This window comes from Stenotrophomonas sp. HITSZ_GD (assembly GCF_029543105.1).
GTDB lineage: Bacteria > Pseudomonadota > Gammaproteobacteria > Xanthomonadales > Xanthomonadaceae > Stenotrophomonas_A.
This window is the reverse complement of sequence record NZ_JARQXB010000007.1, coordinates 25,785-47,223: the sequence shown is the minus strand read 5'-3', so window position 1 is coordinate 47,223 and position 21,439 is coordinate 25,785. Positions and strand designations below refer to the sequence as shown.

The 21,439-nt window shown below is 70.5% G+C and carries 15 protein-coding genes and 1 riboswitch; of the genes, 9 read left to right on the top strand and 6 right to left on the bottom strand.

Annotated elements, in window-relative coordinates; translation table 11 throughout:
* Positions 1–15: 15 nt before the first annotated feature.
* The gene (locus P6166_RS08865) at positions 16–3,522 is read right to left on the bottom strand and encodes an ATP-binding protein (protein ID WP_277764238.1); all 3,507 of its coding nucleotides are present in this window, start codon (positions 3,520–3,522) and stop codon (positions 16–18) included.
* A gap of 130 nt (positions 3,523–3,652) precedes the next feature.
* The gene (locus P6166_RS08860; protein ID WP_277764237.1) at positions 3,653–7,183 is read right to left on the bottom strand and encodes a hybrid sensor histidine kinase/response regulator; all 3,531 of its coding nucleotides are present in this window, start codon (positions 7,181–7,183) and stop codon (positions 3,653–3,655) included.
* A gap of 136 nt (positions 7,184–7,319) precedes the next feature.
* On the opposite strand from P6166_RS08860, the gene P6166_RS08855 reads away from it, so the two are divergent.
* Genes P6166_RS08855 through P6166_RS08845 form a run of 3 tightly spaced genes read left to right on the top strand, consistent with a single transcriptional unit; the run spans position 7,320 to position 9,120 of the window.
* Positions 7,320–7,979: a YceI family protein gene (locus P6166_RS08855; protein ID WP_277764103.1), complete on the top strand. Its 660-nt coding sequence runs from the start codon at positions 7,320–7,322 to the stop codon at positions 7,977–7,979.
* Complete coding sequence (locus P6166_RS08850) at positions 7,976–8,542, top strand: cytochrome b (protein ID WP_277764102.1); 567 nt, start codon at positions 7,976–7,978, stop codon at positions 8,540–8,542. Before P6166_RS08855 ends, P6166_RS08850 begins: the two co-directional genes overlap by 4 nt.
* 11 nt (positions 8,543–8,553) lie before the next feature.
* Positions 8,554–9,120: a YceI family protein gene (locus P6166_RS08845; protein WP_277764101.1), complete on the top strand. Its 567-nt coding sequence runs from the start codon at positions 8,554–8,556 to the stop codon at positions 9,118–9,120.
* Between the two features lie 246 nt (positions 9,121–9,366).
* Here the strand turns inward: P6166_RS08845 and P6166_RS08840 are convergent, their stop codons facing one another.
* The gene (locus tag P6166_RS08840; RefSeq protein ID WP_277764100.1) at positions 9,367–9,594 is read right to left on the bottom strand and encodes a glutaredoxin family protein; all 228 of its coding nucleotides are present in this window, start codon (positions 9,592–9,594) and stop codon (positions 9,367–9,369) included.
* 86 nt (positions 9,595–9,680) lie between these two features.
* Between P6166_RS08840 and P6166_RS08835 the strand changes: the two genes are divergently transcribed.
* The 3 genes from P6166_RS08835 (at position 9,681) to P6166_RS17360 (ending at position 14,426) form a co-directional block, all read left to right on the top strand.
* On the top strand, positions 9,681–11,063 hold the full coding sequence (locus P6166_RS08835) for an L-serine ammonia-lyase (protein ID WP_277764099.1): 1,383 nt from the start codon (positions 9,681–9,683) through the stop codon (positions 11,061–11,063).
* Positions 11,064–11,119: 56 nt separating this feature from the next.
* Positions 11,120–12,118 (top strand): alpha/beta hydrolase, encoded by a 999-nt coding sequence (locus P6166_RS08830; RefSeq protein WP_277764098.1) that lies wholly within the window; start codon positions 11,120–11,122, stop codon positions 12,116–12,118.
* A gap of 283 nt (positions 12,119–12,401) precedes the next feature.
* Complete coding sequence (locus P6166_RS17360; protein ID WP_345781868.1) at positions 12,402–14,426, top strand: glycosyl hydrolase family 18 protein; 2,025 nt, start codon at positions 12,402–12,404, stop codon at positions 14,424–14,426.
* An 88-nt stretch (positions 14,427–14,514) separates the two neighbouring features.
* Here P6166_RS17360 and P6166_RS08815 read toward each other — a convergent pair whose 3' ends face one another.
* The 3 genes from P6166_RS08815 to P6166_RS08805 all read right to left on the bottom strand — a co-directional run bounded on the left by P6166_RS08815 (position 14,515) and on the right by P6166_RS08805 (position 17,983).
* Positions 14,515–15,600 (bottom strand): homoserine dehydrogenase, encoded by a 1,086-nt coding sequence (locus P6166_RS08815; protein WP_277764097.1) that lies wholly within the window; start codon positions 15,598–15,600, stop codon positions 14,515–14,517.
* A complete protein-coding gene (locus P6166_RS08810; RefSeq protein ID WP_277764096.1) occupies positions 15,597–16,829 on the bottom strand; it encodes an O-succinylhomoserine (thiol)-lyase in 1,233 nt (410 codons plus the stop codon). Before P6166_RS08810 ends, P6166_RS08815 begins: the two co-directional genes overlap by 4 nt.
* Positions 16,826–17,983 carry a homoserine O-succinyltransferase gene (locus P6166_RS08805; RefSeq protein ID WP_345781867.1) on the bottom strand — a complete coding sequence of 386 codons (1,158 nt, stop codon included), beginning with the start codon at positions 17,981–17,983 and terminating at the stop codon, positions 16,826–16,828. Before P6166_RS08805 ends, P6166_RS08810 begins: the two co-directional genes overlap by 4 nt.
* Positions 17,939–18,058: riboswitch (SAM riboswitch) on the bottom strand. (Overlaps the previous gene by 45 nt.)
* A 104-nt stretch (positions 18,059–18,162) precedes the next feature.
* On the opposite strand from P6166_RS08805, the gene P6166_RS08800 reads away from it, so the two are divergent.
* The 3 genes from P6166_RS08800 to P6166_RS08790 all read left to right on the top strand — a co-directional run bounded on the left by P6166_RS08800 (position 18,163) and on the right by P6166_RS08790 (position 21,417).
* On the top strand, positions 18,163–19,017 hold the full coding sequence (locus P6166_RS08800) for a M23 family metallopeptidase (protein WP_277764095.1): 855 nt from the start codon (positions 18,163–18,165) through the stop codon (positions 19,015–19,017).
* A gap of 69 nt (positions 19,018–19,086) precedes the next feature.
* A complete protein-coding gene (locus tag P6166_RS08795; protein WP_277764094.1) occupies positions 19,087–20,691 on the top strand; it encodes a peptide chain release factor 3 in 1,605 nt (534 codons plus the stop codon).
* 81 nt (positions 20,692–20,772) lie between these two features.
* Positions 20,773–21,417: a hemolysin III family protein gene (locus P6166_RS08790; protein ID WP_277764093.1), complete on the top strand. Its 645-nt coding sequence runs from the start codon at positions 20,773–20,775 to the stop codon at positions 21,415–21,417.
* Positions 21,418–21,439 lie beyond the last annotated feature (22 nt).

The following is a 21,439-nucleotide window of genomic DNA, read 5'->3' as shown; positions in this document are numbered from 1 at the left end:
CCGGCAACCAGCGTCTCAGCCGCGCAACACCTGCGCGATCGCCTCGGTCAGGATTTCTCCCGTCACCGGCTTGCGCAGGAAACCATCGAAACCAGCCGCACGCGCTGCCGGTTCGGCATCGGCGTCGGCGCGCGCGGTCACCGCGATCAGCGGCATCGCGTGGCCGAACACGCGCAGCTGGCGGGCCAGCGCGAAGCCATCCAAACCCGGCAGGTCCAGGTCCAGCAGCGCCACGTCGAACGGCTGTTCGGCCACTTCGGTCAGCGCGGCCAGGCCGTGCGCCGCATGCACGACGCGATGCCCGCGCGCGGTCAGCAGGCCGGAAATCACTTCGGCAATGGTCGCATCGTCCTCCACCAGCAGGATCTGCAGGCCCGTCTCGATCGACGGCGCCACCGCGACCGAGGCACTGCGCGCCGCGCCGGAGGTGACCCAGCGCAGCGGCAGCTCGACGATGAAGCGCGTGCCCTGCCCGAGGCGGCTGACGATATCGATGCGCCCGCCCATCGCCACGGCCAGCTCCTGGCAGATCGCCAGCCCCAGCCCGCTGCCGCCATAGCGCGCAGCCGTGCGCGGGCCTTCGCCCTGTTCGAAGCGGCGGAACAGCCGCTGCTGCTGCTCGGCGCTCACGCCCGGGCCGGTATCGGCCACTTCGAAACGCAGGCCCTGCCCCGGCGCCAGCGCGGCCACGTGCAGGGTCACGCTGCCGCGCTCGGTGAACTTCACCGCGTTGTTGAGCAGGTTGAGCAGGATCTGCCGCACGCGGGTCACGTCGCCGTTGGCGGTGAGCTCGCCCGGCAGGGCGTTGTCGAGCACGAAGGACAGGCCGCGGCTCTCGGCCAGCGGCGCAGTCATCGCCGCGGCTTCCTCCACCAGCTGGTTCACCGAGAACGGCTGCAGATCCAGTTCGAGCTTTCCCGATTCGATGCGCGCCAGGTCCAGCGCGTCGTTGACCAGCCGCAGCAGGTGCGCGCCGGCACGGCGGATGGCCTCGGTGTAGCCGCGCTGGCGCGCGTCCAGCGGGGTGTTGAGCAACAGCTCGCTCATGCCCATCACGCCGGTCATCGGGGTGCGCACCTCGTGGCCGAGCGTGGCCAGGAAACGGGTCTTGGCCAGCGACGCCTGCTCGGCCAGCTCCTGCTTGTGGATGGCCAGCTGCCAGGCGTGCAGGCGGCGCAGGCGGCGCCGGTACAGCAGCAGGATCACCAGCACCACCAGCAGCCCCAACGCGGACAACGCGGCGATGCCCCAGCCGCTGCGCCACCATGGCGGCAGCACGCGGAACTCCAGCGTGCGCACCTTGGACCACACGCCGTCCACGGTCTTGCCCTGCACTTCCAGCGTGTACGGGCCGGAGGGCAGGCGCGAGAACAGGCGCTCGCCGCTGGGCCCGACGTCGATCCAGTCCGGGTCGTAGCCGCTGAGCTTGAAGCGGTAGCTGCTCGCATCGGAATCGGCGAAGGAGAGCATGCGCGCGACGATGTGCAGGTCGCGGTCGCCATCGGCGATCTCCAGCGGCTCCACGTGCGTGAGGTCCAGCCCGCTTTCGCCACGGCGCACGCCGACGCGCTCGATCATCAGCGGCGGCTGCCGGGTGGAGGGGCGCACGCGCGCCGGGTCGAACAGCACCAGGCCATCCGGCGTGGCCGCCACCACCTGGCCCAGGCGCGACTGCAGCAGCGTGCGCGGGCGGAACTGCTGGTTGGGCAGGCCGTCGTGCACGCCGTAGATGCGAATGGCGCGGTTGGCCGGGTCGATGCGGATGAGGCCGCGCATGCTCGACACCCACGCCACGCCGGCGGCATCGACCACCATGCCGCCGGGCTCCAGCGCCGGGAAGTCCTCGCGCGCGCCGATGCCGTCGAGCAACTGCAGGCGCCGGCCATCCCAGAAGTATTGCGATACCTGCCCCATGCCGGCCAGCCAGGTGATGCCGGTATCGGTGAAGGCCGAGGCGTAGAGCGGCTGGGCCGGTGCGCCGGGCACGGGCACGAAGGCATCGGCGGCCTCGTTCCAGCGCAGCAGGCCGCGGCTGGTGGCCAGCCACAGCTGCCCGTCCGGGCCCACGCGCATCTCGTTGACCGCCAACTCGCGGCTGAGCCCGTGCGCGTCGTGCGCGAGCGTGCGCAGCACGTGGCCATCGGTATCGCGCAGCTGGATGCCATCGACATCGGAATAGAGCCATAGCCGGCCATCCGGCGTCTGGCGGATCATTTCCGCCTCGCCGTGCATCGCCGGGTCCTGTGCGTCGGTGTCTTGCCAACGGGTGACGCTGCGGTCGGCCGGGTCGTACCGCACCAGCCCCTTGTACAGGCCGATCCACACCCGGCCCCGGTGGTCCTCCTGCACGGATTGCGGCCACTTCAGGCCATCCACCTTCAACAGGTGATGCTCGACCACACCGGTGGCCGGATCGAGCCGATCCAGCATGCCGCGCGTGCCGACGAGCCAGAAGCGGCCATCGGCCGCACGCGCGGCCGCCAGCACATACGGGTTGCCGATGGAGCTGTCGTCCTCGCGACGATTGGCGAGCACGGCGAACTGGCGCCAGTTCGCCGGCAGGTGCCACAGCCCGGTGTTGGGGCTGGCGAACCAGATACCGCCCTCGTGGTCTTCATAGGCGGCCGACCAGTTCGGCTTGACCAGCCCGTGCGCCGAGCTGCTGTACAGCGGCACGTTGCGCAGTTCGCCGTCCGCCTCGCGGCCGAGGCCGGAGAGCGTGTCGAGCCAGTAGCTGCCGGCGCTGTCGCGCAGCAGCACGCTCAGCACGGAGTCGTCGGTGATGTGCCGCCAGGGGTGTTCGTCCCAACTGCCGTCGGGCCGGCGCAGCAGCGGGCTGCCGTTGGAGTCGGCGATCCACAGGCTGCCGTCGGCTTCCACCGACAGGCCGTTGATGTAGCGGGTGACCTCGCCCGGCATCGCCAGGCGTTCGAAATCGTGCCCGGTCCAGCGCGCCACGCCGTTCTTGGCGGCCACCCACAAGGTGCCGTCGGGCCCGACCTTGAGGAAGTTCACCGAGGTGGACGGCAGGCTGCGTTCGTCGCCGGGAACGGGCATGAAGCGCTGCATCTTGCCGGCCGGGTCGATGCGGTACAGGCCGCCGGTGGAGGTGCCGAACCAGATGCTGCCGTCGGGCGTGGACTCCACGCACCACACCGTGTTGCCCAGCATCTGCGGATAGCCGCGGTGGTCGTAGTAGTGGAAGCGCCGCCGGTCGGCGGTGAGCATGACCAGGCCGGCATTCTCGGTGCCGATCCACACGCGGTTGCGCGCATCCACGTGCACGGCCCAGATCATGTTGTCGCGCAGGCCGTCCTCGATTCGCCAGATGCGGTAGCCGCGGCCGTCGTAGCGCGCCAGGCCGTCGCCGCTGGCCAGCCACATGTAGCCGTAGGCGTCCTCGGCGAAGCCGTTGATGGTGTTGGAAGGCAGGCCGTCGGCGACGGTGAGCTGGCGCGGCTGCGGCGTGGCCGGCACCTCGGCCGCCGCCGTGCCGCTGGCGAGCGCGCCGACGAGCAGCATGGCGCCCACGGCGAGGCGGGCGGCCCATCGCCAGCCGCGCTTGCCGCCTTGTCCTGCCCGTATCGTGGTCATGTGCGCCTCCCCGCCCGGCATCGTGCGTGGCCGCGGGGCGGGCTGGCAAGTCGGCGGTTCATGCCGGCGCCGCCGCGCTGGCGGGCAGGTCGAGCGCGGCCAGCGCGCGCGCCAGCCCGTCGCCGGTCACCGGCTTGCGCAGGAAGCCCGCGCATCCGGCGGCGCGCGTCTGCGGCTCGGCGTCCGGATCGGAACGCGCGGTGAGGGCGATCACCGGCAGCGTGCGCCCCAGCGTGCGCAACTGGCGCACCAGGCCCAGGCCGTCGATGCCCGGTAGGTCGAGGTCGAACAGGCCCACGTCGAAGGCCTGCACCTGCAGTTCGGCCAGGGCGGCCAGGGCGTGCGCCACGCGCGTCACCCGGTGGCCGCGCGCGTGCAGCAGGCCGCGCACGACATCGGCCACGGTGTCGTCGTCCTCCACCAGCAGCAGCCGCAGCGGCGGCAGCGGCGTGTCCGGTGGCGCGGCGGCGCCTGCCTCCAGGTCGATATCGGCCTGCTCTGCCCACGGCAGCGGCAAGGTCACGCGGAAGCAGGCGCCCTGCCCGGGTGTGCTGTCCACGCCGACATGCCCGCCCATCGCGGTGGCCAGTTCGCGGCAGATCGCCAGCCCCAGGCCACTGCCGCCGTGGCGGGCACGCCCGTGCGCGCCACCCTGCTCGAAACGCCGGAACAACCCGGCCTGCTGTTCGGCGCTCAGGCCCGGCCCGGTGTCGTGGATCTCGAACACCACGCCACCACCGGGCGCGCCCGGCATCGCGTGCAGCGCGACGGTACCGCGCTCGGTGAACTTGATCGCATTGCTCAGCAGGTTGAGCAGGATCTGCCGCACGCGGCTGGGATCCCCGCGCAAGGCCACCGGCAGCGCCGGGTCGATCTCGCATACGAAGGCCAGGCCCTTGCGCGCGGCCAGCGGCCGCGCCAGCGCCATCGCCTGCTCCAGCAGCGCGTGCAGCGGGAAATTGCGCCGTTCCAGCGAGAGCTTGCCGGCCTCGATGCGGGCCAGGTCGAGCGCATCGTTCACCAGCCGCAGCAGGTGGCGCCCGGCGGTATCGATGGCGCTGGCGTAGCCGTGCTGGCGGGCATCGAGCGGGGTCTGCAGCAGCAGCTCGGTCATGCCGAGCACGCCGGTCATCGGCGTGCGCACCTCATGCCCCAGCGTGGCGAGGAAGTGGCTCTTGGCCAGCGAGGCCTGCTCGGCCACCTCGCGCTTGTGCTGCGCCAGCTGCCAGGCGTGGCGGGCACGCAGGCGCTGGCGGTACAGCGCGGCCACCGCCCACACCGCCAGCAGGATCAGCAACGCGAACAGCAGCAGGCCCAGGTGGCTGCGCCACCACGGCGGCGGCATCGACAGGCGCAGGTGGTGCACGTTGGATGCGTTGCCCTGCGCATCCACGCCCTGGATCTGCAGCGTGTACTGGCCCGGCGGCAGCACCGGGAACTCGCGCAGCGACTGGCCGTTGAAGTCGCTCCAGGCCTCCTCCAGCCCATGCAGGCGCCAGCGGTAGCGAATGCCCTGGCCATCGCCGAAGGAGAGCAGGCGCGCGGCCACGCGCAGCTGGCGGTCGGTCGCGCGCAGGGTGAGCGTGCCCTGCACCGGCAGGCCGATGCGCTGGCCGTCGCGCATCACGCTGATCTCCTCGATGCGCAGCGGCGGCGTGGCCGGCGGCGGGTCGGGCATGCGGGTATCGATCAGCAGCAGGTGGCCATCCACCGTGGCGCCGGCCAGCACGCCGTCGCGGTCCAGCCGCAGGCAGCCGCGGATGAACTCGCGGCTGCTCAGGCCATCGCGCAGGCCGAAGGCGCGCGACGCGGCCGGCCCCGTGGCGGAGGGGTCCATGCGCCAGAGCCCGCGCCGCGTGGCCAGCCAGACGCGCCCGAGCGCGTCCACGCGCATGTCCATCGGCTCGGTCGCCGGCACGCCCTGGGCGGCGGCCATGCGCCGGGCCACGCGCCAGTGCGCGCCCTGCCGCCGCCATTGGGTCAGTTCGCCGAGGCGGTAGGTCCACACCTGCCCGTCCGGCGCCAGCGCGAAGGCGGACACCTCCTGCGGCAGCATCCCGGGCACCGGCACGAAACGACGCCGCGCGGCATCCCACGCATGCACGCCCCGGTTGCCCGACACCCACACTTCGCCCGCCGGCCCGTTCCCCAGCTGGCCGATCTGCGTGCCCGGCAGTAGCGCGTCGCGGCCGAACACGAACGCATCGAGCACGCGGCCACTGTCGCCGTCGCGCCGCTGCAGGGTGTTGAGCACGCTCAACCAGATGTCGCCGCGCGCGTCCTCGACCATCCAGCCCGGCGCGCCGTACTGCGGGGTGGCGTCGGCCGGGTCGTGCCAGGTCCAGTAGGCGGCGGTGCGCAGGTCGATACGCGACAAGCCGGTGAGGTAGTTGCCCAACCACAGCCGGCCCCGGCGATCCTCCACGCCGGCGGTCACGGGCATGTCGCGCAGCGCCGGCCAGTGCGCGGGCAAGGTCTGCCGCGCGCCGCCATGGGTGGGCAGGCGCGAAAGCTGGCCGCGCGGCTCCACTTGCCACAGGCCGCCCTCGCGGGCCTGCACGAGCGGGCAGTACACGCCATCGCCCAGGTCCACAGGCAGCGGCAGCACCGCGGTGCGCTTCCAGTCCGCGCGCAGGTAGGCCAACCCGCGGCCATGCAGTGGCACCCACAATCCCCCGTCCTGGCCGCGCAGCAGCGCCATCACGTTGCGGCGGCGGCTCAACGGCACCTGTTCGCCGAGCATCTGCACCGGAGGCTGCTCGCCATGCGTGCGCCACAGCCCGCGCTCGCTGCCCAGCCAGTACTCGCCATCGCCGGCCGCGGCGACGGCCCACACGATATTGCCCGCCTCGGTACCGAAGCGGCGCGACCACGCCGGCAGCCGCCACGCGCCGGTGCCCTCGCGCCACAGGATGCCGGCGGCGCTGCTCACCCACAGGCGGCCATCGATCCAGGCCAGGGCGAACACCCCATCCTCGAGCGGCATCGCCTCGCGGTGCAGGCGCCGCCCGTCGTAGCGCAGCAGCCCGCCGGTGGTGCCGATCCACAGCTCGCCGTGTGGCGTGGCCGCCATCGCCATGATGTGCGTGCCGGGCGGCAGCAGGCCGGCGGTCTCCACGCGCGACAGCGCGCCCGCCGCGGCGATGCGGTAGAGCTGGCCGCCCTGCGTGCCGAACCAGACCTCGCCGGCGCGGCCGGCCAGGGTGAAGACATCCTCGTCGCGCAGTTGCGGGTGGGTGTCGGCGCGGTAGTGCCTGAAGCGCTGGCGGGCGCGGTCGAGCACGCTGACCCCGCGCCCTTCGGCGGTGACCCAGATGCGGTCCTCTGCGTCGATGTACAGCCCCTGCACCGAGTTGCCCGGCAGCGAGGCCGGATCGCCCGGGTCGTGTCGCCAGACCTTGAAGCCGGCACCGTCATAGCGGGCCAGCCCGTCGCCGGTCGCCAGCCACAGGTAGCCCTCGCGGTCCTGGGCGATGCCCGAAATCTCCGTGGAGGGCAGTCCGTCCCCTCCCTCCACCAGGCCGAAGCGCGGTTGTTCCGGCACGGCCGCCGGTGCGGCAAACGCCACGCCGAGCCACATGCAGGCCATCCAGCCTTTCAGCCATGCGCGCAGCCGCATGCCCGTCATCCTTGTCGTTCGTTCGCGTCCTGCCCGCATGCTCGCAACGGATCGTTGCGGGCGCAACCGCGAGCGGGACGCGCCCGCTATGCCTAGAATCGCCGCCATGAAGCTCCGTGCCCGCCTCCTGCTGCTGTCCCTGGCCCTGGCCGCCCTCCCGCTGGCCCAGGCCGCGCCCGCGCAGTACGCGCTCGACCCGGTGCATACCCGGGTGCTGTTCGCCATCGACCACGCCGGTTTCTCCAAGGCGCTGGGCACGGTGTCCGGCAGCGAGGGCAGCCTGCGCTTCGATCCGGACGACTGGCCGAGCGCCCGCCTGGAGGTGAGCGTGCCGCTGACCCGCCTGGACCTGGGCGATGCGAAGTGGAACCAGGCCGTGCTGGCGCGCAACCTGCTCGACGGCGAGCGCTTCCCGCAGGCGCGGTTCGTCTCCACCCGCGTGGAGCCGATCGACGCGCAGCATGCCAAGGTGTTCGGCACGCTGACCCTGCACGGCGTCAGCCAGGACATCGTGCTGGACGTGACCCTCAACCAGCTCAAGCGCCACCCGTTGCCGCCGTTCCACCGCACCGCCGGCTTCTCGGCGACCACGACGATCAGCCGCGCCGCGTTCGGCATCGACGCGTGGAAATCGGTGATCGGCGACGAGGTGCAGCTGCGCATCGAGGCCGAAGCCGTGCGCCAGGGCAAGGCGGACGACGACACCGCCACGCCTCCTCCCTCTCCCGACACCACCGCCACGCCCGCCAAGGAAGACACGCCATGAGCCTGCGCAACACCGCCGAACGCTGGGGAGGTGTCAGCCAGACCCTGCACTGGCTGATCGCCGTGCTGATCCTGCTGCTGGGCGTGGTCGGCCTGACGATGGGCGAATTGCCGAAGACGCCCAAGTATTTCTGGGTCTACACCGCGCACAAGTCGCTGGGCCTGACGGTGCTGGCGCTGGTGATCGCCCGGCTGGCATGGCGCCTGTACGCCGGCGCGCCCAAGCCGGTGCCGGGCACGCCCGGCTGGCAGGAGAAGATCGCCACCGCCACGCACGGGCTGCTGTACCTGCTGATCTTCGTGGTGCCGCTATCCGGCTGGCTGTACGACTCGGCCAGCGGCCTGCGTCCGTTCCGCTGGTTCGGCCTGGTCGAGGTGCCCAAGCTCAGCGGCCCGGACGAAGCCATCCGCGCCGTCGCCCACTTCTTCCACGAATGGGGCTTCTGGCTGTTGATCGCCGTAGTGCTGGCGCATGCTGGCGCCGCGTTCTACCACCACCTGTTCCAGCGCGATGCCACTCTGGCCCGCATGCTGCCGCGCGGCTGGCTCTCTCCCAAGACCTGAGGAAACCCCCGATGTCCTCCAAGTTCGCTTCCCCCGCTGTCGTGGCCGCCTCGCTGGTGGCCTTGCTGGCCGCCACCCCGGCGATGGCCGCCGATTACGTGCAGGCCCCGGGCTCCACGCTCGTATTCGCCAGCAAGTACGATGGCGAAACCTTCACCGGCACCTTTCCCGGCTTCAATACCCAGCTGAGCTTCGACCCGGCCAACCTGGCCACCGCCAAGCTCGACGTCGCCATTCCGCTGGCCGGCGCCAAGAGCGGCAACCCGGACCGCGACTCCACGCTGCAGGGCGCGGACTTCTTCAACGTCGCCAAGTTCGCCACCGCCCACTACCGCGCCACCAAGTTCCGTGCGCTGGGCGGCAACCAGTACGCCGCCGACGGCACGCTGGAACTGCGCGGCGTGACCAAGCCGGTGACGCTGACCTTCACCTGGACCCCGGGCGCGCAGCCCGTGCTGGCGGGCAAGGCCACCGTGAAGCGCCTGGACTTCGGCGTGGGCGGCGGCGATTGGAAAAACACCGACACCATTCCCAACGAGACCGCCATCAGCACGAAGGTGGTGTTCAAGGCGAAGTAAGCGCAACGGCCGAGGCCCAAGAGGCGGAGCGGAGACGCTCCGCTTTTTTGTTGCCGCAACCGAACCCATCGCGGTCACCCGCTTCGACAGAAGCCGCGGCGATGTATCGGGCGTCCGGGGGCAGGCCCTTTCCGGGACCGTAGGCGACAAGGATGTCGCCTACGAGCCTCCATGGAGGGATTCACGGCGTGTACCGGAAAGGGCCTGCCCCCGGACGCCGCGCGACCCCTCCGCAGGCTGCACGCTTTAAAGCCCCGCCAGCCACCCAGCCAAACGCGCCCCATCGAACGGCCAATCCAGTTCCCGCCCCGAAGCGTCGCGCAGCACCGGCACCCGCATCCCGTAGCGCGCCTCCAGCACCGGATCCTCATCGATGAACACGCTGGCAAAATCCCCCGCCTGCGCCTCGGCCAGCACGGTCACGGCCAGGTCGCACAGGTGGCAATCGTCACGTTGGTAAAGCGTCAGCGGCATGCGGGCTCCGGGCGAATTGCTGCACTGCGTTCAGGCCTGTCATGGCCCGCGCATTAGAATATTCGACCTTTCCCGTATTTCTGCCCATGGCTGTCAGCACGTTCGACCTCTTCAAGATCGGCATCGGCCCGAGCTCCTCGCACACCGTGGGCCCGATGCGCGCCGCCGAACGCTTCGTCCACCGCTGGCTGCTGGATACCGGGCGCCTGCAGGACGTCGTGCGCCTGCGCGCCGAAGTGTTCGGCTCGCTCGCCCTCACCGGGCGCGGCCACGGCACCGACAAGGCCGTCCTGCTCGGCCTGGAAGGCCACCGCCCGAACCTGATCGACCCGGACATCATTCCGGCCACGTTGGAGCGCATTCGCAGCAGCAAGCGCATCAACCTCATGGGCCAGCACGAGATCGCCTTCGAAGAGAAGCGCGACCTGCCGATGAACAAGCGCCAGAAGCTGCCCTTCCACACCAACGGCATGCGCTTCACCGCCTACGACGCGAACGACGAAGTCATCGCCACGCGCGATTACTACTCCGTGGGCGGCGGCTTCGTCGTCAACCAGGACGATGCCGCCGACGACCGCATCGTCGCCGACGAAACCCCGCTGCCCTATCCGTTCAACAGCGGCGACGAACTGCTGGCCCAGTGCACGCGCAGCGGCCTGAGCATCGCCGAGCTGATGTTCGAGAACGAAAAGAGCTGGCGCAGCGAGGACGAGATCCGCAACGGCCTGCGCGAAATCTGGAACGCCATGCAGCATTGCATGCAGCGCGGCATCCGCGAGGAAGGCACCCTGCCCGGCGGCCTGCACGTTTCGCGCCGCGCGCCCACCTTGTACCGCGAACTGTCCTCCAAGCCGGAGGCCAACATGCGCGACCCGCTGACCACGCTGGACTGGGTGAACCTCTACGCGCTGGCCGTAAACGAGGAGAACGCCGCCGGCGGCCGCGTCGTCACCGCGCCGACCAACGGCGCGGCCGGCATCATTCCCGCCGTGCTGCACTACTTCGACCGCTTCTGCCCCGGCAGCAACGAGCAGCGCATCTTCGATTTCCTGCTCACCGCCGCCGCCATCGGCATCCTCTACAAGGAAAACGCCTCGATCTCCGGCGCCGAAGTGGGCTGCCAGGGCGAAGTGGGCGTGGCCTGTTCGATGGCCGCCGGCGGCCTGGTCGCCGCGCTGGGCGGCAATCCCGGGCAGATCGAGAACGCCGCCGAGATCGGCATGGAGCACAACCTGGGCCTGACCTGCGACCCGATCGGCGGCCTGGTGCAGATTCCCTGCATCGAACGCAACGCCATGGGCGCGGTGAAGGCCATCAACGCTTCCCGCATGGCCATGCGCGGGGACGGCAAGCACAAGGTCTCGCTGGACAAGGTCATCAAGACCATGCGCGACACCGGCCGCGACATGCAGGACAAGTACAAGGAAACCAGCCGCGGCGGATTGGCGGTCAACGTCATCGAATGCTGACGGGCGGGCACGTCCCGCTGCGCTACCCTGCGGCCTCCCCCGCCCGGAGGCCGCGCATGCGCCCTGTCCTGTCCACGCTCGCTTTCGCCGCCGCCCTGCTGGCCACGCCCGCGCTCGCCGCCGACACCTACGGCCCGCGTCTGGAGGGCTTCGCGTATCCCTATCCCGTGCACACGTTCGCGTTGGAATCGCAGCGGCAGCCGCTGGAAATGGCGTACCTCGACGTGGCGCCGACCGGCCAGCCCAACGGACGCACCGCGGTGCTGCTGCATGGCAAGAACTTTTGCGCCGCCACCTGGCAGGACACGATCGCCGCACTGGCGCAGGCCGGCTATCGCGTGATCGCGCCCGACCAGGTGGGCTTTTGCAAATCGAGCAAGCCGGCCGGCTACCAGTATTCGCTCGCGCAGCTCGCGGCCAATACGCATGCACTGCTGCAACAGTTGGGCGTCGAACGCGCCAGCGTGGTCGGGCACTCGATGGGCGGCATGCTCGCCATCCGCTACGCGCTGCTGTTTCCGCAGGCCGTGGAGCACCTGGCGCTGGTCGACCCGATCGGCCTGGAAGACTGGAAGGCCGAAGGCGTGCCATGGCGCAGCGTCGATGCCTGGTACGCCGGCGAATTGAAGACCGATTTCGCCAGCATCCAGCGCTACCAGCGCGAGGTGTACTACGGCGGTGACTGGAAGCCGGCTTACGAGCGCTGGGCGCGCATGCAGGCGGGCATGTACGCCGGCCCCGGCAAGCAGGCGGTGGCCTGGAGCCAGGCACTGACCTCGGACATGGTGTTCAACCAGCCGGTGGTCTACGAACTGCCCCAGCTGGCGGTGCCCACCACGTTGTTCATCGGCCTCAAGGACCGCACGGCGATTGGCCGCGACGCGGCGCCGCCGCAGGTGCGCGCGCGCATCGGCGACTACCCGGCGCTCGGCAAGCGGGCCGCGGCGGCGATTCCCGGCGCGACCCTGGTGGAGTTCGCCGACCTGGGGCATTCGCCGCAGGTGCAGGACCCGGCCCGCTTCAATGCCGCGCTGCTGAAAGCACTGGCGCCCTGACCGCCCCCGCCGCCCCGCCGCGATGCGGCGGTGCAGCACCAGGCGCCCTCTGTAAACGTTGTCACCGGAAGAACGTCACAGTCCGGCGGGTTTCTCATGACCGTCTGTTGACAACGTTATCACCACTGGTTGATGGTCTGTCGGCCGGCCGCGATGGCCTGGCCCGCTTCGCGATCACCGCAATTCGTTGCCACAGGGGGAAGACCCGGCGCAACGCCGGGGAAGGGACATCCATCTACCGGACAGGAGATCTATCGTGAACGTGAAACACGCCTTAGCTTGGCTGTTGTGCGGTTGCACCGGCCTGGCCCTGGCTTTCCAGGCCCAGGCACAGTCCGTTTCCTGTAGTGGCGTATCCGAATGGAACGCCGCCACGATCTACCAGGCCGGCGCGAAGCTGACCTACCAGGGCAAGCTCTACCAGACCACCACGCAGATCTGGAACGTCTCGCCGACCTACTGCACCAGCTGCGGCTGGTACCAGGAACTGGGCACCTGCGGCACGACCGGCGGCAACACGCCCCCGACCGTGGCGCTGACCGCACCCACCGCCGGCACCACCTACACGGCGGGCGCCACGATCACGCTCAACGCCACCGCGAGCGACAGCGACGGCACCATCAGCAAGGTCGAATTCTTCCGCGGCACCACCTCGTTGGGCACCGACACCAGCGCGCCCTACAGCGTGACCTGGAGCGGCGCGACGGCCGGCAGTTATTCGCTCACCGCCAAGGCCACCGACAACGCCGGCGCCAGCACCACCTCCAGCGCGGTCGGCATCACCGTCAACGCCACCAGCACCGACACCACCGCGCCGAGCGTGCCGAGCGGGTTGGCGTCCAGCTCGCAGACCAGCGCCAGCATCACCTTGGCGTGGAGCGCATCGACCGATACCGGCGGCAGCGGCCTGGCCGGCTACAACGTGTACCGCAACGGCACCCTGGTGGGCTCGCCGACGACGACTTCGTACACCGACTCCGCGCTGCAGCCCGACACCGCCTACACCTACACCGTGCGCGCCCGCGACAACGCCGGCAACGTCTCGGCCAACAGCGCGCAAATTAGCGTGCGCACCAAGGTGGCCACGGGCAACGGCGGCAACAAGCGCGTCATCGGCTACTTCACCCAGTGGGGCATCTACGGCCGCAATTACCAGGTGAAGGACATCGAGAGCAGCGGCGCGGCGGGCTACCTGACCCACATCAACTACGCGTTCGGCAACGTGCGCAACAACCTGTGCGAGGTCGGCAAGACCATTCCCTCGAACGAATCCACCGGCGAAGGCGGCGATGCGTTCGCCGACTACACCAAGTCCTTCGCCGCGGGGCAAAGCGTGGATGGCGTGGGCGACACCTGGGACCAGCCGCTGCGCGGCAACTGGAACCAGCTCAAGAAGCTCAAGGCCAAGCATCCGGGGTTGAAGGTGCTGATCTCGCTCGGCGGCTGGACCTGGTCGCGCGGCTTCGCCAGCGCCGCCCGCCCGGAGAACCGCCAGGCCTTCGTGGCCTCGTGCATCGATGCCTACATCCGCGGCAACCTGCCGGTCACCGACGGCGCGGGCGGCACGGCGGCAGCGGCCGGCGTGTTCGACGGCATCGACATCGACTGGGAATACCCGGCCGCCTGCGGCCTGGCCTGCGGCACCGCGGAGGAGCGCCAGAACTACACCGCGCTGCTGGCCGAGTTCCGCCGCCAGCTCGATGCGGTGCGTTCGGGCCTGCTGCTCACCGTGGCAGTCGGCGCCGGCGTGGACAAGGTGCGCGTGACCGATCCCAACCTGTACGCGGCCTCGGTGGATTACATCAACGTCATGACCTATGACTTCCACGGCAGCTGGGATACGAAGACCAACCACCACTCCGCGCTGTTCAGCTCCACCGCCGATCCTTCGACCGGCGACCAGCGCTACTACAACAGCAACGACGCCATCCAGGCGTTCCTCGACCGCGGCGTGCCGGCCTCCAAGCTCAACCTGGGCATCGGCTTCTACGGCCGTGGCTGGACCGGCGTATCCAGCGCCAACAACGGCCTGTACCAGAACGGCAGCGCCGCGCCGGGCACCTACGAGGCCGGCAACGAGGACTACAAGGTGCTGCGTGGCCGTGCCGGCACCAGCTACATCGATTCGCAGGCGCGCGCGCACTGGAAGTACGACGGCAACACCTTCTGGAGCTACGACAACCCGGCGTTGGTCACCGAGAAGATGAACTACGTGAAGGTGCAGGGCCTGGGCGGCGCCTTCTTCTGGGAGTTCAGCGGCGACTACCAGGGCGAGTTGCTGCGCACGATGGGCGAAGGGCTGAAGTAACGCCCCCGGCCAGAGGTTGGAGGGCGGGCTGCGGCCCGCCCTCCCCGCATGCAGTGTCCTCTCCGCACTGCATGCGTTTTTGCCGCGCTCAGACGGCGATGCGCAGCACGTCGTCCAGCAACGCCGCGGCGGTGACTTCCGCGCCCGCACCGGGCCCCTGGATCAATAGCGGCTGCTCGCGGTAGCGATCGCTGTGGATCGCCACGCGGTTGTCCGTGCCACCGCCACCGGCCAGCGGATGCGAGGCCGGCAGTTCGCGCAGCCCCACCGTGGCGCCGTGCGCATCGAAACGCCCGACGAAACGCAGCACGCGGCCCGCGTCGTGGGCATGCCGCCAGCGCGTGGCCAGGGCATCGTCCAGTTCCGGCAGGCGCGTTGCGAAGGCGTCCTGCGGCAGCGTGGCGAGGGCTTCGGGCACGAGCGAATCCACCACCACCTGCTCGGCGCGCAGTGCGATGCCGGCCGCGCGCGCCAGGATCAGCAGCTTGCGCCGCACATCCTCGCCGGAGAGATCGATGCGCGGGTCCGGTTCCGTATAGCCGGCATCGGCCGCGGCGCGCACGCATTCGGAAAACGGCGTGCGTCCATCGAAGCGATGGAACAGCCACGCCAGCGAACCGGAGAGCACGCCCTCGATCGCATGGATGTGGTCGCCCCCGGCCACGAGCGCGCGCACGCTGCTCAGCAGCGGCAGCCCCGCACCGACCGTGGCGCTGTCGCCGTAGTGCGCTTCGCCGGCATGGCGGGCCTCGCCGATGGCCTGCGCGCGCTCCCAATGTGCGCCCTGCCCGAGCTTGTTGGCGGTGACCACGTGCACACCGCGCGCCAGCCAGTCGGCGTGCCAGCTGGCGACGGCTTCGCTGGCGGTGGCATCCACCAGCACGTCGCCGGCCCGCAGCGCGGTGGTTTCCGCCCAGGGCTGCAGTTCGGCGCCGTGGTCGCGCGGGGCCTGGCGCGCTTCGTGCAGGGCCTGCGTGATGCCGGCGCCGCAATCGCGGGCCACGCGCGAATTGGCCAGCCATTCGAAGCGCGGCAGGCGCAGCTGGCGTTGCTGCAGCGATTCATAGCGCGCCACGAACGCGCTGCCGACCACGCCGGTGCCCAGCAGCGCCAGTCGCGGCGTGCGCGTGGCCGGCGCGATCCGGCGCGATGCGAGAGGCGCGCCCTGGCTCATGCGTCGGCCTGTTTGCGCGCGCTCTCGGCCAGCGCGCGGTCGGCGCGCTCCAGGCCGGCGGCGAGATCGGCGATGAGATCCTCGGTGGCCTCGATGCCGATCGACAAGCGCAGCAGCCCATCGCTGATGCCGGCCTTGGCGCGTGCTTCCGGCGTCATCGCCGCGTGCGTCATCGAGGCCGGGTGCGCGACCAGGCTCTCCACGCCGCCGAGCGATTCGGCCAGCGTGAAGTAGCGCAGGCCATCGACGAAGGCGCGCACCGCCGCTTCCTGCGCTGCCGCGGTGGCCCCCACCAGTTCGAAGCTGATCATCGCGCCGAAGCCCTTCTGCTGGCGCGCGGCCACGGCGTGGCCCGGATGGGAGGGCAGGCCCGGGTAGTAGACCTGGGCGACCGCTTCGTGGCGCTGCAGCAGCGCCGCGACCGCCTGGGCGTTCTCCTGGTGCACGCGCAGGCGCGCATCGAGCGTGCGCAGGCCGCGCAGGGTGAGGAAGGCATCGAACGGCGAACCGGTCAGGCCCAGCGCGTTCGCCCACCACACCAGTTGCTGGTGCACCTCGGCATCGCGCGCGATCACCGCCCCGCCCACCACGTCGCTGTGGCCGTTGACGTACTTGGTGGTCGAATGCAGCACGAGGTCGGCGCCGAACTCGATCGGGCGTTGCAGCGCCGGGGAGAGGAACGTGTTGTCCACCACCGCCAGCGCGCCGGCCTTGTGCGCGGCATCGATGACGAAGCGCAGGTCGGTGATGCGCAGCAGCGGGTTGGACGGCGTTTCCACCAGCACCAGCCGCGGCGATTGCGCCAGCGCATCGGCCAGCGAGCGCGGGTCGGTGAGGTCGGCGGTGATGAGGTCGAAGTGGCCCTTCTTGGCCAGCGCGTTGAACAGGCGCCAGCTGCCGCCGTAGGCGTCGTGCGGCACCACGAGCTTGTCACCCGGCTGCAGCAAGGCGTGCAGCACGAGGGTGATGGCGCCCATGCCCGTGGCGGTGATCACGCCGCCGGCGCCGCCTTCCAGTTCGGCCAGTGCCTCGCCGAGCAGGTCGCGCGTCGGGTTGCCGCTGCGGGTGTAGTCGTACTGGCGCTTGTTGCCGAAGCCATCGAAGGAGAAGTTCGACGACAGCACCAGCGGCGGGGTGACCGCGCCAAAAGCGGTATCGCGATCGATGCCGGCCCGCACCGCGGCGGTGGCGGCGGTACAGCGGGTGTCGGCGGAATCGTGCAGGCTCATGCGGTTTCTCCGGAGGTGCGCAGGGCGGTAGCGAGGATCGCGTCGATGCGATCGGTTTCTTTCAGGAAGGCATCGTGGCCGTAGGGCGAGCGCAGCACGCGCAGGCTGCCGCGCGGCCCCAGGCCCTCGACCAGCGAGACCAGGTCGGCCAGCGGCACCAGGCGGTCGCCTTCGACCGCGACGACGACGGTCGGCACGCCCACGGCGGCAGGCTCGACGCGGTGCAGGTCGATGGATTCGGACAGGCGCAGGTAGGCATCGACCGGCGTGCGCGAGACGTATTGCGCGCCGGCGGCATCGAGATAGTCCTCGGCGGCCACGCGCACGCGGCCGTTGACTACTTCGGGGGCGGCGTCGAAGCGTTCGCCGAACTCTTCGGGCGTGCGGTAGCTGAGCATCGCGAACTGGCGCGCCAATGCCAGGCCGTGATCCTCGGCGCACTGCAGCTGGCCCAGCGCGACGGCGCGGCGCTGCAGCGCGCGCCAGGCCGCGGCATAGGGATGGGCGCGGTGCGCGCCGCTCACCGCCACCAGGTGCGCCAGCCGCGCGGCATGGCGGATGGCGAACTGCAGGCCCACCAGCGCGCCGTAGGAATAGCCGACGAAACCGTGCAGCTGCTCGATGCCGAGCAGGTCCAGCAGCACGGCCACCGCGTCGGCCTGGTCGGCGGTGTCGATCGGCGCGTCAAGCTTGCCGTCGGCGCCGAGGAAGTCGAAGGACAGCAGGCGGCGGTGGGCCGGGTCCAGCGCGCGGCCCGCGCCGACCAGGCCTTCCAGCCAGCCTTTCTCCGGGAAGTCGACGGTCGCCGCGAGGTGGCGGTGGGCCGAGATGCCGCCGGCGACGAAGACCACCGGCGCGTCCGCCGCGCCGACCAGTTCGTAGCGCAGCGCCACCTGGCGGGCGCCGGCGTGGCGCATCGGCAGGGTGATGATGCGTTCGCCGCGCACGGCAAGGCGGCGGTCGTCGGCCACGAAGGCGGCGACGGGGTCACTGGCGAGGAATCGGTTGGCGGCGTTCACGAGACTCATGGCGGTTTCCGGAGAGACGTTCCTGGAAAAACAGCCATCGAGCTTCGCGGAGCTCGCGTTCGACCTGCGGAAGGCAAGTTCGAACCATCTTTCGGCGGACGCGGTGGTCCCCGCAGGATTTGGCACCTACGCGGATGCTTACGCTGTCCGCGGGCTGCCCCGGCATCAAAGGGCCTGTCCCTCCGCCGGTCTCGATGGTGCGTGAACGATGCCACCGGCTTCCGCCCGTGTCAATCGCTTCATGCGGATGAAAGGATGGATACATCTGCAACCGTTCCGGGGTGGTCGCCTTATCATTCCGGCCCATGTCGCGACGCCGCCTCCCGCTACTGCTCGCCCTGTGCTTGGTCCCGCTAGGCGGGTCGGCGCAGCGCCTGCTGCGCTGGAACGCGCCACCGGCCCCGCCCTCGCCGCCCGCGGACGCCGCGTGGCTGCGCCTGCAACCGGCCAGCGGCGGCTATGTCGCCTGGGTGGATAACCCGTGGCCGGGCCCGGCCGAGGTGCGGCTGCGCGCGGGCCAAGCGGAAGGCTTCGACAGCGTGCCGGCCCTGCCCGCCACCGCCGTGCTGGGCGCGGGCGAGCGGCGTGCGCTGGCACACCTGTATCGGCGGGCGGACGACGCCGCGCAATTGCGCCTGGCGGTGGATGCGATTCCCGGCGACCCGCGCGCCGTGCCCGACGGCCAGGTGCTGCGCCTGCCGTTCGACGGCGTGCCGGTGCGGGTGGACCAGGGCTACGAAGGCAGCTTCAGCCACCACGACGCCGCCAACCGCTACGCGCTGGACTTCGCGCTGCCGGCCGGCACGCCCGTGCTGGCCGCGCGCGAGGGCGTCGTGCTGCAGGTGGAAGCCGGCTACCGGGAGGGCGGCGAGGACCCCGCCCTGCCCGCCAACCTGGTGCGCATCCTCCACCGCGACGGCACGATGGCGGTCTACGCTCACCTGGCGCCGGACGGCGTGGCCGTGCGGCCGGGGCAGTGGGTGAAGGCGGGCGAGCGCATCGCCCTGTCCGGGCAAACCGGCTACAGCACGGCGCCCCACCTGCATTTCGCCGTGCAGGTGAATGCCGGGATGCGGCTGGCGGCGATTCCCTTCCGCATGGCCGGCCCACTGGGCGAGCTGCGCCTGCCCCGGGCCGAAGCCGCGACCGCCGCGCCCTGATGCGCCGGCCGGGCCGGCTATAATGCGCGGCTCCGATCGCTTCCGCTGCGCCGCCCGGCGCGCTCGCTCATGTCCGAAGTTTCCACCGAAGCCGCGCGCCGCCGCACCTTCGCCATCATTTCCCACCCCGACGCCGGCAAGACCACGCTGACCGAAAAACTGCTGCTGTTCGGCGGCGCGATCCAGATGGCCGGCTCGGTGAAGGGCCGCAAGGCCGCGCGCCACGCCACCTCCGACTGGATGGCGCTGGAGAAGGAGCGCGGCATCTCGGTCACCTCCTCGGTGATGCAGTTCCCGTACGAAGGCAAGATCGTCAACCTGCTCGACACCCCCGGCCACGCCGACTTCGGCGAGGACACCTACCGCGTGCTCACCGCGGTGGACTCGGCGCTGATGGTGATCGACGTGGCCAAGGGCGTGGAGGAGCGCACCATCAAGCTGATGGAGGTGTGCCGCCTGCGCGACACGCCGATCATGACCTTCATCAACAAGCTCGACCGCGAGGGCAAGGACCCGATCGAGCTGCTGGACGAAGTGGAGACCGTGCTGGGCATCCAGTGCGCGCCGGTCACCTGGCCGATCGGCATGGGCCAGCGCCTGAAGGGCGTGATCCACCTGCTCAGCGGCGAGGTGCACCTGTACGAGCCGGGCCGCAACTTCACCCGCCAGGACTCGACCATCTTCCCGTCCATCGACGCGCCCGGCGTGGCCGAGCGCATCGGCGAGGAGCTGCTGCAGCAGGTGCGCGACGAATTGGAACTGGTGCAGGGCGCCAGCCATCCGTTCGACGTGGACGCCTACCTCGCAGGCAAGCAGACCCCGGTGTTCTTCGGCTCGGGCGTGAACAACTTCGGCGTGCAGCCGCTGCTGGACTTCTTCATCGAGCACGCGCCGCCGCCGCAGCCGCGCGCCACCACCGGCCGCGTGGTGTCGGCCGACGAACCCAAGCTCACCGGCTTCGTGTTCAAGATCCAGGCCAACATGGACCCGCAGCACCGCGACCGCGTGGCGTTCATGCGCGTGTGCTCGGGCCGCTTCAGCGCCGGCATGAAGGCTTTCCACGTGCGCAGCGGCAAGGAAGTGAAGCTGGCCAACGCGCTGACCTTCATGGCCTCGGATCGCGAGATCGCCGCCGAAGCCTGGCCGGGCGATGTGATCGGCATCCACAACCACGGCACGATCTCCATCGGCGATACCTTCACCGAGGGAGAGGCGCTGTCGTTCACCGGCATCCCGAACTTCGCCCCGGAGCTGTTCCGCCGCGCGCGCCTGCGCGACCCGCTCAAGCTCAAGCAGCTGCAGAAGGGCCTGGCCCAGCTCTCGGAAGAAGGGGCCACGCAGTTCTTCCGCCCGCTGATGAGCAACGACCTGATCCTGGGCGCCGTCGGCGTGCTGCAGTTCGACGTGGTGGCCTACCGCCTGAAGGACGAGTACGGCGCGGATGCGATCTTCGAGCCGGTCAATGTCACCACCGCGCGCTGGGTGCACTGCGACAACCCCAAGAAGCTGGAGGAGTTCCGCGAGAAGAACGCGCTGAACCTGGGCGTGGATGCCGCCGGCCAGCTCGTGTACCTGGCCCCGACGCGCGTCAACCTGCAGCTGGCCGAGGAGCGCGCGCCGGACGTGCGCTTCACCGCCACCCGCGAGCACGCGCACAGCGTGGCGATCGACTGATCGCCCGCCGCGGCGCCGGCGCGCCCGCGCGAGGCGCCGCCGGCGATGCGAATCCTTCTCCACTGAGGTAACGTGGCGCGCATGAACGCCGACGCATCGCCCTCCACCGATCTGCGCGACGAACTCGCCAGCGCGCTCACCCATGGCCTGGGCGCGATTGCCGCCCTTGCCGGTGGCTCGGTGCTGATCACGCTCACCGCGATCTACGGCGATGCGTGGCAGCTGGCCACCACGATCGTATTCAGCGTCACGCTGCTGCTGCTCTACGTGGCGTCCACCCTGTACCACGCCATCCCGCACCCGGGCGCCAAGGCGCGCCTGCAGATCTTCGACCACTGCGCGATCTACCTGTTGATCGCCGGTACTTACACGCCGTTCACGCTCATCGCCCTGCGCGGGCCGTGGGGCTGGGGGCTGTTCACCGCGATCTGGGCGCTTGCGGTGGCGGGGGTGGTGTTCAAGCTGTTCTTCACCGGGCGCTTCCGGCTGCTCTCCACGCTCATATATATCGCGATGGGCTGGTTGGTGATCGTGGCGATCAAGCCCCTGCTGAGCTCGCTGGACGCCTTCACCCTGGGCTGGCTGCTGGCCGGCGGCTTGTTCTACACGCTCGGCACGTGGTTCTACCAGCGCGATTCGGTGCGCTACTTCCACGCCATCTGGCATCTGTTCGTGCTGGCCGGCAGCGTTTGCCATTTCGTGGCGGTGACCGCGCAGGTCCTGTGACGCGCCCTTCAAGCCGCGTTCG